The following is a 13,490-nucleotide window of genomic DNA, read 5'->3' on the forward strand; positions in this document are numbered from 1 at the left end:
AATTGAATTTAATTCTCTTTTTTCTTCAACTCCTGCTGCATGAACTGACCGAGTTTTGCTTGGTAAGTCTTGATGTCTGAATCGTATTCTGGCGAAAGACTCTTTTTCTCCGGGAAGGTTTCCATATGAACTGTTTGAGTAGGGAATGCAAACCTTACTTCCAAGGTTTCTGCAAGCTTCATGATCTGAATCAATACTTCATGTCTGCATTCCAATTCCTCGGCCCATGTCGGAACCTCAAAGAAAATGTAAAACATGATGTCCAAACTATAAGAAGACAAGTTGTTGAAATATACATGAAAGGTGTCTTTTCTTGTTCTCGGGTGAGAGGTGACGATGGAGCGAAGTCCTTTCACAAATTCCTCTACCAATTCAGGAGGGGTATCATAGGTAATTGTTATAGTCGTATAGAAACGTCTATACTGGCGTAAACCATGGTTGTCAATCGTTGCATCTGCTATTTTACCATTGGGGATATACATGACGGAGTTACGGAAGGTTCTTACTCGCGTAGACCTGAATCCGACTTCTTCTACCGTTCCATCCAAGTCACCTGAGGTAATCCAATCACCTACCTGAAAAGGCCTATCCAAAAAGATCATTACCGAACCAAAGAAGTTCTTTATGGTATCCTGGGCTGCCAAAGCAATGGCCACACCACCTATAGAAAGTCCTGTTAGGAAAGGAATGATATCAAGGTTGAGTCCTTCTTTTAATACGAATAGGGTACCAATGATTATCACGAAGGCCTTGAGCGTCTTTCTGATCAAGGGTACTAATTGATCATCTAGGGTAGACTCAGTTCTTTCTGCCAGTTTTGAAAAGTAGGCTGCGATTACATCCACTATTTTGTAGAAAATAACCGTGATTAAGAGAGGTTTTAGGGTATTGATAATCACAATAATCCAAGCCCATATTTCTGTGGGCAACTGCAATACAGGAAGGAACAGCGCCAATAAGAGCACAATAAAATAAAAACTGGTGATTCGGGCGATGGGCAGAAGGTAGTTTTCTCCGATGTAACCATATCCCAGACGCTTGAGAACATACAATAGTCCTTTATCAACCAAAAAAGTAAATACCAAATGGCTAAGAAATACCAAGAATATTAAGATCAGGAATCCGACCAATTGCCAAAGGTGAAATCCTAAATATTCTTCATTCCCAATTTTGGGTAATAAGTCTAATAATTTAGCGGTTCCATATGGATAAGTTTCTCTGTGCAGGCTATTGATTTGTCCGACAGTGAAGGAGGAAAACATCCATTGATTGCCTATTTTTTCTAAAAAGACCCCTGGTAGTTTTGTTCTGTCAAAGTAAAAGATCTGGTCTGAACCTGATAAAGTGTCCCTATAGTTTTGCTCATTAGGGATGGTGCTAGTCCTGATGATTACTCCTTTCCCTTCAAAAATCTGCTTCAGCTTCACGCTAAGTTGATCTCCGTTTAAGGATTCAGTACCTTTCAAATTAAAGGTTTTGGCGGCCTTATCCGGATGAAAGTTCTCCTCTTCTAAATTGTAAAAAAAAGTCAATGTCGTGTGATAAGGGGAACTCAAATTCACCTCATCGGAAATTTCCATCAAATCTTTTTGCTCTGTTATTAACTGGCCAAATGAATAAGTGGATGCCAATAAACATAGCCAGAGTAACAAGAAATACTTTTTAAACATATTTTGAGATTTTTTGCAAGTTAGCCATTCATTAATCCTAGCCCAAGCTTTTCAAAAGAGCTTAATCTGAAAGTAAAAATTCTGTGATATTGGATCCACTGATTGTTCGTATCTGGTATTGGCCTTTTGAAGATTGGTAAGTGATTTGAACAGAATTGCTACTTTCCAGTGGCATGGTAGTCATTAGATTACCTTCCATATCATATAAATAACAGAATTCTTGAGTGAGGTCAGTCAAGGCAAAAATCTGTCTATCTGATCCAAAATCAAAGTATTGGTAAATTAAGTCATCACCAGAAACTCTAATATTCATTAATTTATTTTCGGATTTATCAAGAACGATAACTTCATTGTATTGTCTGGAAATAAAGATAAAATCATTTTCCTTTTGGTCTGGAATCAACATGAATTCACTGTCCCGATCATCTTTTATCAGTTGGTTTCTATAGCCAATTTCTCCATCAAAATTGGTATGGATTATTTCTCCGTTGGAGGTAACAGTGACGAATTTGAAAGATCTTGAACTTGGATCTCTCCAAACAATTCCTCGTGATTTAATAGCATCACCAAGTTTCACTGGGCTACCTGCCTGTTTTTCACCTCTTCTATTGAAAATAAACAGGTTTCCTTTTTCACTGAGTGCAGCCATATAATCACCTTTTCCTGGGATTCTATAATGAGCCGGGGGTTCTGTGGTTTTTTCCTGGATAGGTAATGGGTCCCAGCCATCTAATTGTTGACCGGTTTTATCTAAAAGGAAAAGATTTCCCTCTTCTGTACTTATAAAATAGCGATACTCTTTGGTATTAGAGTAGTCTACCAAATTTAGATGAGTGATCCACTGATTGCCGAGGCTAAATGGATAGCGGGGAAGTAGATTGCCCAGGCGGTCTATTCCATAAATTTTGTTTTTAGTAGCTAAAAGAATCTGAAGTTTTCCATTCTTATAATAATCTACCTGAAAAATATCCGAAACAATGGGCCCGTCTAAAGGATAAGAATAGACTTCTTCACCGATTTCGTTGAATAGATGCATGACATTATTCTCATCTTGGACTAAAATATCTTGCGTATTGTCTTGGTAATTAATGACGGTAGTAGGGCCGTAGATTAGTTTTTGATCGAGTACAATACTTTTATTAGGCTGTAAACTAATGGCGCCTGATTGTTTGATTTCAGGAGTATAATCGCTCTTGTAGGGGAACCTTAAAGTAGCTTCAGTTCTATCAGGGAGTTTGTTGATACGAAGTGAAATCCAAGGAAAGGAACGGAAGCTGCTGTTGTATCTTTGTAGAAAAGAGCTCCAAGAAGGATTCGCGTATTTCGTCCATTTGGACCAAATCTCATCGATCAGGTAAATTCTTGAAAATCCAGAAGCTGAATTTAATTCTGATTTGGCAGCAGGTGCGTTGGAAGAATTTCTCCAAGTGTTGTTGGAAGTGAAATCATCCAGTATCAATTTCATTGCTTGCTGAGAATTTGCAAAGATTAAGATGTCATTGACTGAGGTGATAAATGTCTGGCCAAAACCATGAAATTTGCCTTGAAAAAGGTGAGCAGGAAACTCTTCTTCAGGAACAAATAAGATTTCATAGTCTAAATAGAAGTCGGAATTTTCTTCACTTTCAGATTTTTGAAATTCCTTAAGAAGGGATAAGGCTGGATCTGCATCCACAGTTCTTGCAAGTAAAGCTAGATTTTGGTCAGACCCGCCAAACTTCTCTAAATCCAGTAAATAAAGTTCGCCGGAAAAATTATCAAAAAAACCTCGGTCCGTCATTGTTCTTTGGATTTCTCCAACTAGTGTGGATCTAAATGGGAATGCCCGGTTTTCTATTTTTTGAGTTTCAAAAATACTTTCAAGGTTGTATTGAGTTAAAGAAAGCGTCCTGTTTGAAATCAGAGACTCTATCGCTGTAAGGTTGGCCCGAATAGAAGGCGTAAAATTTATAGGGTCAGGGTAAAAAACTGGTCCAGTAAACTCAAGTAGACCCTCCTTAAAAGAGAGATTTAAAGCCAAGGCCGCATTTATAAGTTCTAAATTAGCAATGGCTTGATTTTCTCTATCTCCTGCCACTCCTTTTAGCAAGGAGGCTATTCCTTTTCCCGATAATAAAAGTCTTCCAGGTAAGTTTCGATCTAGTTCGGTGTTTAGGATTAATTTTGAAAAACCTTCCTGGTTTTCATTTAGGTAATACCTAATAGCTTGCTCTACCAGAAAGGAAGAGGAAGAAAATGCCACCAAATCTCCTAAAATGGCTATTGACCAAACACGGTTATTTTCCCGGTCGTAATACTCCACCACTTCCTGGTCAGAATACATCCTGGATTGGAATCTTGAGCCCTCTGGAATTTTGGATTTAAAGTCCTCGAGAAGCCCCGAGGTTTTTGCAGGACTTAAATTTAAGGTATATAGTAGTTCGAAGTTTTCTATGCCAGTAGCATGAAGACTAATAGATAGTTGTTCTTTTTGTACCAGTTTGGCAATTTGGCCACTTTCACCAGTTAGACTATCCAAGGTGATTAATTGATTGGATAATTTTTCAAAAGCGGGAAAAGTTTTGAAAATCCCCCAGGCAGGATCATTTACCAGAGAATTCCATGTTTCTGCCCCTTGATAGGTTTCAAACACAAAGACAGCATCTTGGCTGATTAGGTCTAAGCTATTGACTTTTCGGGCTGAAAAATATTGTTGATAAACCCAAAAACCTCCTCCTGCTAAAAGGATTACAAATAATAGTACAAGAAGGCTTTTCCAGATTTTCACGATTCTTTGACTGATTCAGAAAATAGATCACAAAAATTAGACCTAAGAATTCAGAGATCAAACTCTAAAATCTTAGGTCTCTATTTATCAAATAAGTAGGATTACTTACCCAACTTATTTAGAACTTCCATTACTTCTTTTACATGTCCTCTAGAAGTCTCTAGCAATGCTTTCTCCTCCTCATTCAAATCTAGTTCAAGGACTTTCTCGATACCATTTTTACCTAATATAACAGGTACACCTAGGTAGCAATCGTCGATTCCATATTCGCCTTCCAGTTTGATACAAACAGGGAATACTCTTCTTTGATTTTTCAAGATTGCTTCTACCATTTGAGCAGCTGCTGAACCTGGAGCATACCAAGCAGAAGTACCCATTAATTTCACTAATTCACCACCACCGAATTTGGTTCTTTCGATAATTGCATCCAATTTCTCTGCATCGATCAATTCTGTCACTGGAATACCAGCTACTGTGGTGTATCTTGGAAGTGGAACCATCGTATCACCATGTCCCCCCATTAGAATTGCTTGGATTTCTTTTGGAGAAACATTCAATTCAGAAGCAATAAATGCTCTGTATCTTGCTGTATCCAAAATTCCAGCCATACCCATTACTCTCGTTCTTGGTAATTTAGAAGAAAGATGAGCTTGGTAGGTCATCACATCGAGTGGGTTGGATACCACAATAATGATAGCATCTGGAGAATATTTTATAACATTTTCTGTTACAGACTTAACGATACCAGCATTGGTTTCGATTAAGTCATCACGAGTCATTCCAGGTTTACGAGGAAGACCAGAGGTAATCACTACTACATCAGAGTTAGCTGTTTTGCTGTAATCATTTGTGCTTCCTACAGTACGGCTGTCATACTGGTTGATTGGAGCTTTCTGCCAAATGTCAAGGGCTTTGCCTTCAGCAACACCTTCTTTGATGTCAACTAGAACTATTTCTTCTGCGATTTCGCGATAAGCCAATACATCGGCACAGGTAGCACCCACGTTACCTGCCCCTACTACGGTTACTTTGCTCATGAGATTATATTGATTTTATTTTTATTACTGCCTTAAAAAAGCGTCGCTAAGTTATTAAACTATGCCTAGGAATAGAAACAAGGAAGTGAATACTTTGCCTTGAAAGGCAGATTTTTGATGAATGAATGAGGAAAGAGATAAGATGTCTTATTCAAACATCTGGCGGAGGCTGAAAAATCCAAAGGATTCTCTGTAGGATTTGAAAAGCCGCTGATTGTTTTCATTATAATATTCAGCTAAAGAGGTCATCATCTTCGCTTTGATCTTTGGGTTGCTGGAAAATATTTCTTGGATCGCGTAATATGGGATTACAATCAAATCCGCTTCCTCAGAAACAATAATCGCCGTGTAGGTCCTTTTAGCATTTTCTAATAGGGAGTTTTCTCCAAATGCCTCACCTTTTTTGATTTCTAAGATTGTTTCAAACGTATCCCTTACGTCAATGGTCAAAGTGATTTGCCCTCTTTTGACCAAGTATAAAGCCTGACTGGGGTCTTTACTGAAAAAAACTACTTCGTCCCTTTTGTAGGTGCGATGATGCATGGCTGGTAGAAACCTTGCCATCTCCTTGTTTTTCATGCTTTCGAAAAACTTGATCTGGGAAAGGAAATCAAACATTTCATGATCTTCAGGAGAGTAGGTCTTGGAAAATGGATTTCTCATATCACCGTTTTTTCAGGTATAAAGTTTTTCTAGTAGCAGCAGTGCATTTTGCCCAATCAGCAATTCGTAAGCCGAGGATCCAGGCAATTTTCCCTCCAGAAACTAAGACTTTTATTCTTTGCTTTTTTACCAAGGGTATTTTCAAATCTATCAAAAAATCACTGATTTTTTTGCTGTTTTTCATCCCTAATGGAATAAACTTATCCCCTTCATTCCAATTGCGGATAGTTAATGGAAATTCCAGTTGTTCCAAATCCAACATTGCATTGTCTTTGTTTCGATCTATTTCTGAAACATCTTCCAGTTTAAGTATCTCGTATGTCCCTTCGGGCAAAGTAAATCCCAAGTCATTTTTTGTGAGTTCGATTTCATCAAAAATCACAGCTTTAGGAGAAAGGATGATTTGTTGCCTATCGATATTGACAAGAAAATCCCCAGAGGTAAAGATTTTACCAGACTCTTGATGAGTGCAGGTCTCATAAATTTCTTTCGCTTGGTCTGAGTTGAAGCCATATGACCTCAGCCAAAAATAAAGCAAGGTGGTAGCGCCTTCCATATGGATGAAGTCTTGGAATTGAAGTGTTTGAAGGCCTTCTTTCTCCAGAATGTTTTTAGACTTCCATAAATCAAATAGACCGGAAAATGCTTTTCCTGTATCCTTAAGTCGATCGAAACTTGTCAGTAGGTTTTCTTTGGTGTTTTCAGTGGTTTCGTACAATGCCGGTAAGGCGACCAATCGAAGTTTATTTCTTTTATAATCTGTTTTGATATTTGAACTATCCTCTCTCCACTGGATGGAATTATTTTCTGCAAATCCCTTGATTTGATCTCTGGAAAAGGGAAGTAATGGACGAATCAACCAACCTCTTTTGTCTGCCATTCCGTATACCCCTTCTATGCCGGTACCTCTGGTCAAGTTTAAAAAAATTGTTTCTATTTGATCATCTTTATGATGCGCCAATACAATTCCATCCAGATTCCTGGTTTTACGGATTTCCTCAAACCAATCATATCTGATTTCCCTTGCAGCCATTTGGGTGGAAATGTGTTTTTCTTCTATCGTCTTGGTAGTTTGGGCATGATGAATATGAAACGTCTTTCCCCATCTGGAAGCTAGCTCTTTTACAAATTTCTCATCTTCGTCACTTTCGGAACCTCTTAAATGAAAATTCACATGGGCCACTTCAAAGGGAATCTTTGCGAGATACATTAAGGTTCCCAGACATACGCTATCCAATCCGCCACTGCAGGCTAAAAGATAGGTCTTTTCTGTTTCCAGTAGGGACTTCTGCTTGATATGCTGGATAAAAGCTTCGATCATTGATCAAAAATATCATTTTCTGCTAATTTTGCCGTCATCTTAGAATTTATGAATAGTCTACACTCCCGTTTTTATCTGATCTTTTTCTTGTTTCTCCTTTTGGTAAGGCAAGTCTCAGCTCAAGGTTCTTCTACCTTGGAAATCAATAAAGCTGGAGAGTTGATCGGGGAGAGCGGATTTGAAAGATTGATTGGGGATGTGGAGATGAGGCATCAAAATTCTCTGATTTATTGTGACTCGGCCTATTTTTATAGGGAAACCAATGAGGCAAGATTGTTTGGAAATGTGCGGATAGTGGACCAAGAAGATCCGATCAGGACTACCAGTTCTTATGCTGAATATGACGGAAACACCAAATTGGCCAAGCTTAGAGACAACGTGGTTTTTACGAATCAAGAGACCACCTTATATACAGATTACCTGGATTATGACCGGGGATTGAATATCGCTTATTACTATAATGATGGTAAAGTGGTAGATTCCGTGAATGTGCTGACTAGCGAGAAGGGACGATATGAGGTAAGTGTTGAACGGATTACTTTTGAGGATGATGTGGTATTGGTAAACCCGGACTATACCATGAAAACCAATGATCTGGTATATCTGACTATTCCCAAAACAGCAGAAACAAAAGGCTTGACCAACTTGATCTCCAAAGAGGGGAATACACTGGATGCACAGAATGGGAGTTTTTATGATACCCAAAATAAGCAATTCCAGTTTTTTGATGGTCTAGTAGAGACGGAGACCAGTAGAGTCAAAGCCATAGAGCTGTTTTATGACGAAAACCTAGCATATTATGAGGGTAAAAAAGATGTTAGGGTATTCAATAAAGAAAGGAATGTGGAGGTATTTGGGGATGTAGGGAAATATTGGGAAGAAAGAAAATATAGTTTGGTTTATGGGAATGCCTTGGTTCGAAAATATTTCGAGCAAGACACCTTGTTCATGACTGCGGATTCTTTGATTTCACAAGACAATGAGTTGGACTCAGCAAAATTTTTACTGGCCTTTAATTCAGTCAATATTGTAAAACAGGACCTTTCGGGAAAAGCTGATTCCTTGGTGTACAATTATAATGATTCTTCTATTCAGCTTTTCAATGACCCGGTCATGTGGAATCAGAAAAGTCAGATTTCTTCGGATAGCATGACTTTTTATATCGCAAATGAAAATCTGGATAGAGTTTACCTCAAGGACAACGCGTTCATTATTACACAGGATACCATCATGAATTTCAATCAAATGAAAGGGCGGAAGATGATGGGTTATTTTAGTGAGGGGCAAATTTCTAAGATGGATATCGATGGAAATGGGGAGTCTCTCTATTTCGTATTGGAGGCTGACACTGCTTCCCAAGGCGTTAATATGACGAAGAGCGCTACCATCAGGTTAGGGTTTAAAGAAGGAGCAATTCAGCGAGTCAATTATGGCATCAAACCTGATGGAAGGTTTATTCCATTTCAAAATTTGGACAAGGATAATTCTAAACTTTCGGGCTTTAATTGGAGGTTTGAAGAACATCCCGATATGAATACGATTAGGAGGTGGAGGACTCTATTGGAGATCGATCCTGATATCAAAAATTTATTTAATGTTCCCCAGGTGGAAATCAGAATGCCAACAGATGAAGAGATTGAGGAAGAGCTAAGAAAGAGGGGAGTGATACCTGTAAAGCGGATTTTTGAACAGTAGAAAAGTCCAAAAAAAAGTGGTAACGTACAATCTTTGAAAAAATTTCATCAAGGTTAACAAGAATTAACCCATTTTTTCTGTGTTCAGATTAACATCGAACTAATTTTGTGCGTATATTGATTACTGTGAAAACAGAAACGTCGCTTATTGATTAGAACTTTACATGAATAATTTCCTCAAACTTTTTATGTGGCTTTGCCTGATGTTTCCGCTATTTGCGGGTGCACAGCAAATTCGCGTGTTGAGTGAAAACTTTGAGTTTACCGGAGATTTAAGCACTACCCATCGAAAAACGGTAATTCTTCAAAACGAGTCAAATCAATCCAAAACATACTTTCTGAAAAACATTAGTGGAAACATAGGTTCTTCCCAGCATGTGAAAATTTGTATTGGGGATGAATGTTATGACCCCAAAAAAGATTTGGCAAAAATCAAGATTACTTTGGCTCCTGGCGAAGTGATGACAGATTTGTATCTGGATTTTGACATGGGTATTGTGGAGACTAAAGGGAATTTCGATCTGAACTTCGTGAATCTTGAAAATATTAGAGAATCATTTGTAGTGGAAGCACGATATGATGTCTCCAATCCCAATAAAAAAGTAGATGAATTCGATTACAAAGAATTAACATTAAGTGATATTTATCCTAATCCAAGTAACCGAATCGCCCAGCTGGATTACCAGTTAAAATATCCTAATGTCCAAGCAAAAATCACTATAAATAGCTTTATTGGGAACCCAGTGGCTGAATATCAGTTGGACCCAGAAAGAAGTTCATTGGTGATCAATGTTTCTGATTTCAATCCTGGCGTTTATTTCTACACGCTTTTTGTGGACAATAAAAATATTGTGACCAAGAAGCTCGTTGTCAAGAAGTAAGAAGCAATCTCTCTTTCAATTACCATTTGAATCCGAATAATTATCCCGTATATTTGCGGTCTTGAAAATGAAAATGCGCGTACACAACATTATCGTTCTAGTATTATTAATTGCAGTAAGTGCCTGTGGTCCTTTCAACAAGCTTGAAAAAAGCACAAACTGGGAGGAATTATACGATGGAGCTAATAAGTATTACCAAGAAGGAGAGTATAACAAAGCGATAATCCTTTACGATAAGGTTTTACCTGTCATTAGAGGAAGTGAAAAAGCAGAACTTGCAGATTACAATTATGCCAACTGTCATTTTAAGACAAAAAGGTACATTGAAGCTGCTGGGTACTTTAATAACTTCTATAGAACTTACAATAGAAGCCCTTTGGCAGAGGAAGCATTATTTATGCATGCTTATTCTTTGTACCTTGATGCTCCTGATTATAACCTTGACCAACAAAGTAGTCAAGAGGCTGTTTCTGCAATTCAGCAATTTGTGACAAGATTCCCTGGATCTTCCAGTTATGAAAGAGCAATGGAGATGTTGAGCGATTTGGAAACTAGGTTTGAAGAAAAGGCATATCAGGAATCATCCATGTACTACAGACTGAAAGATGGTTTGTACCCAGGTGATTTCCTTAGAGCTTGTATTGTGAACTTTCAGAATTTTGCTAAAGATTACCCAGAAAGTAAGTACAATGAAGAATTGGCTTATAAATTAGTAGAAGTGTCCACGGAGTATGCAAAAAATTCTGTCTACTTGAAAAAAGAAGAAAGATTGACGGATGCTTTAAGATTTGCGGGTGATTTCTATAGAAAATACCCAGAAAGCGGATACACTGCAGAAGTAAAAACCTTTGAGGAACAAGCAAGAGAAGAAATGCAGGATCACTTGGATATGAAAAAGCGTGTAGCAGAAAGGGCAGCGGCTCAAGAGGCAGAGAGAAAAGCAACCCTAGGTACAACAGATAATAGTAATTAAACGAACTTAAATAGATCAAAATATGGCAATTAATCCGTCAATTATTACTCGTGATTTGGATAAAATCGCAGATAAGACTGGAAACCTTTATGAGTCTCTTCATATTGTAGGTCAAAGAGCAAAACAAATCTCCTCTTCTTTGAAAGAAGAGTTGAATAATAAGCTTTCTGAGTTTGCATCTACTGTAGACAATCTAGAAGAAGTTTTCGAAAATAAAGAGCAGATTGAAATTTCTAAGTTTTACGAAAGAATGCCAAAACCATCTACCATTGCGATGGAAGAGTTTATGGAAGATAAGGTGTACTTTAGATACCCTTCTGAAGAAGCAGGAGAGTAATTCATATGGACCTCAAGGGTAAGAAAATAATATTGGGAGTGACCGGTAGTATTGCCGCTTACAAATCAGCCCATCTTACTCGGTTATTAATCAAAGCTGGAGCAGAAGTGCAAATAATTATGAGCGCTTCTGCTCTTGATTTTATTACCCCTCTGACCTTAGCAACCCTTTCCAAAAACCCTGTTTTAGTCGAATTTCAAAAGGACGAGACGGGAGTTTGGAATAACCATGTGGAGCTGGGATTGTGGGCAGATTTATTTTTAGTGGCACCAATTAGTGCCAATACTATTGCCAAGTTCTCAAATGGTCTTTGCGATAATTTACTTACTGCAACGTACCTCTCTGCTAGGTGTCCAGTTATGATTGCACCTGCGATGGATTTGGATATGTATCAGCATCCTGCTGTTCGACATAATTTAGAAAAGCTAATTTCTTTCGGGAATCATGTCCTAGAATCTGAAATTGGCGAATTAGCAAGTGGCTTATCCGGGCAAGGGAGAATGATGGAGCCAGAATCGATCTTGGATCAGATCATGCAATTTTTTCATACTCAATCAGATTACCAAAACAAGAAAGTATTGATTACGATGGGTCCTACCCAGGAGGCAATAGACCCGGTACGATTTATCAGTAATCATTCCAGTGGCAAAATGGGATATGCCTTGGCAAAAGCCTTTCAGTCAAGAGGAGCAGAAGTTTATGTGATCTCGGGCCCTATTTCCTTAAACGTTGATAAATCTGAGTTTCATTGGACTGATGTGAAATCAGCTAAGGAAATGTATCATGCGGCTCATAAGCTTCATTGTTTAATGGATATTTGTGTGTTTGCAGCTGCAGTAGCTGATTATGCACCCGCTGAAGTAGCTCCTGAGAAAATCAAGAAGAACGAGACGGATTTGTCGCTGAAGATGGTAAAAAATGTAGATATAGCCTTTGAATTAGGGAAGTTGAAGCGCCCCGGGCAATTGCATGTGGGATTTGCCTTGGAGACTCAAAATGAAACTGAAAATGCTAAGGCAAAATTGAATAAGAAAAACTTTGATCTCATCGTTTTAAATTCAATGAGGGAGACTGGAGCAGGATTTAAAGTGGATACCAACAAAGTTCATATCTACCAGGCTTCTGGTCATTCAGTAAGTTCAGAAGTAGATACCAAGTCTAAAATTGCTGAATTGATTTTGGATCAGATCAAATTGGTCCCAATTGGGGTGTGAACTTGAATATTTCATTATTTTTAAATCTATGAAGAAAGCGACATTAGGTTTGTTTTTGATTTTTTTGAGCCATTTAGGCTTCTCTCAAGAACTCAATTTTACTGTAATCATCAATAGTGACAGGGCAAGAATCCAGAATACAACGGTTTTCAATACCATGAAAACCAGTTTCGAACAATTTCTAAACGGAAGGTCCTGGACTACGGATGAGTTTCGACCTGAGGAGCGTATCAAGGGAAATTTGTTGATTACCATCAATGATGTGCCTCAGGTGGGGGTGTATAACGCGACTGTTCAGATTCAGACTGTTCGACCCATATACGGGACGAATTATGAAAGTTTGATTTTTAATTTTGCAGACAGAAACTGGAATTTCGAATACATCGAATCTCAGCCTCTGGAATTCAATAGGTTTAATTTCCTGAATAACATCAGCTCTCTGTTAGGGTACTATGCTCACATTGCATTGGGGATAGATTATGATAGTTTTTCGAGCAAAGGGGGAGAGGAATTCTTTGAAGTAGCGAATGATATTGTGAACAATGCCCAGCAATCAGGAAGGCCAGGCTGGGTTCAAAGTCCAACAGATAGAAGGAACAGGTATTGGTTGATCAATGATTTGTACACCTCTTCTGTCTATGCTCCTATTCGTGAGGCTTATTATTTATATCATCGCCAAGGATTGGATATTTTGCAGATCGAGCCTGAAAAGGCTTACGAAAATATGTTGGAGGCTATTCGTTTGGTAGCCGAAGCAAATAAGGCCCAGCCTAACGGAATTTTGACTATTACCTTTATGGATGCCAAAGGGGATGAAATTGCCCAAGTATTTAAAAATGCCTCCTTTGAAATCCGAACAGAATTAGTAGAGCTTTTATTGGAAGTAGATCCTAATAATGCTAGAAAATACAATGAGTTGACGAAAAGCTAATC

At 38.2% G+C, this 13,490-nt stretch carries 11 protein-coding genes; 6 read left to right on the forward strand and 5 right to left on the reverse strand.

Annotated features, from left to right (window positions below; translation table 11 throughout):
- Nucleotides 1-8: 8 nt before the first annotated feature.
- From JYB62_RS17115 to tilS, 5 genes are all read right to left on the reverse strand, one after another.
- Nucleotides 9-1,670 carry a mechanosensitive ion channel family protein gene (locus tag JYB62_RS17115; RefSeq protein WP_205646574.1) on the reverse strand — a complete coding sequence of 554 codons (1,662 nt, stop codon included), beginning with the start codon at nt 1,668-1,670 and terminating at the stop codon, nt 9-11.
- A 61-nt stretch (nt 1,671-1,731) separates the two neighbouring features.
- Nucleotides 1,732-4,437 (reverse strand): hypothetical protein, encoded by a 2,706-nt coding sequence (locus tag JYB62_RS17120; protein ID WP_205646575.1) that lies wholly within the window; start codon nt 4,435-4,437, stop codon nt 1,732-1,734.
- Nucleotides 4,438-4,538: 101 nt separating this feature from the next.
- Nucleotides 4,539-5,474 carry a malate dehydrogenase gene (mdh, locus tag JYB62_RS17125; RefSeq protein ID WP_074226912.1) on the reverse strand — a complete coding sequence of 312 codons (936 nt, stop codon included), beginning with the start codon at nt 5,472-5,474 and terminating at the stop codon, nt 4,539-4,541.
- Nucleotides 5,475-5,621: 147 nt separating this feature from the next.
- Nucleotides 5,622-6,137: a Crp/Fnr family transcriptional regulator gene (locus JYB62_RS17130; protein ID WP_205646576.1), complete on the reverse strand. Its 516-nt coding sequence runs from the start codon at nt 6,135-6,137 to the stop codon at nt 5,622-5,624.
- A gap of 1 nt (nt 6,138) precedes the next feature.
- Nucleotides 6,139-7,458, reverse strand: a complete 1,320-nt coding sequence (gene tilS / locus JYB62_RS17135; RefSeq protein WP_205646577.1) for a tRNA lysidine(34) synthetase TilS — start codon at nt 7,456-7,458, stop codon at nt 6,139-6,141.
- A gap of 48 nt (nt 7,459-7,506) precedes the next feature.
- On the opposite strand from tilS, the gene JYB62_RS17140 reads away from it, so the two are divergent.
- From JYB62_RS17140 to porD, 6 genes are all read left to right on the forward strand, one after another.
- A complete protein-coding gene (locus JYB62_RS17140; protein ID WP_205646578.1) occupies nt 7,507-9,153 on the forward strand; it encodes an OstA-like protein in 1,647 nt (548 codons plus the stop codon).
- A 163-nt stretch (nt 9,154-9,316) separates the two neighbouring features.
- A complete protein-coding gene (locus tag JYB62_RS17145) occupies nt 9,317-10,033 on the forward strand; it encodes a T9SS type A sorting domain-containing protein (protein WP_205646579.1) in 717 nt (238 codons plus the stop codon).
- Nucleotides 10,034-10,100: 67 nt separating this feature from the next.
- On the forward strand, nt 10,101-11,006 hold the full coding sequence (locus JYB62_RS17150) for an outer membrane protein assembly factor BamD (RefSeq protein ID WP_205646580.1): 906 nt from the start codon (nt 10,101-10,103) through the stop codon (nt 11,004-11,006).
- A gap of 22 nt (nt 11,007-11,028) precedes the next feature.
- Complete coding sequence (locus tag JYB62_RS17155) at nt 11,029-11,343, forward strand: DNA-directed RNA polymerase subunit omega (protein WP_074226918.1); 315 nt, start codon at nt 11,029-11,031, stop codon at nt 11,341-11,343.
- A gap of 5 nt (nt 11,344-11,348) precedes the next feature.
- Entirely contained in the window at nt 11,349-12,557 is a 1,209-nt protein-coding gene (coaBC, locus tag JYB62_RS17160; protein ID WP_205646581.1) for a bifunctional phosphopantothenoylcysteine decarboxylase/phosphopantothenate--cysteine ligase CoaBC, read from the forward strand.
- A 28-nt stretch (nt 12,558-12,585) separates the two neighbouring features.
- Nucleotides 12,586-13,488: a type IX secretion system protein PorD gene (porD, locus tag JYB62_RS17165; RefSeq protein WP_205646582.1), complete on the forward strand. Its 903-nt coding sequence runs from the start codon at nt 12,586-12,588 to the stop codon at nt 13,486-13,488.
- The last annotated feature ends 2 nt before the right edge of the window (nt 13,489-13,490 follow it).

The sequence above is a fragment of the Algoriphagus lutimaris genome (assembly GCF_017051705.1).
Lineage (GTDB): Bacteria > Bacteroidota > Bacteroidia > Cytophagales > Cyclobacteriaceae > Algoriphagus > Algoriphagus lutimaris.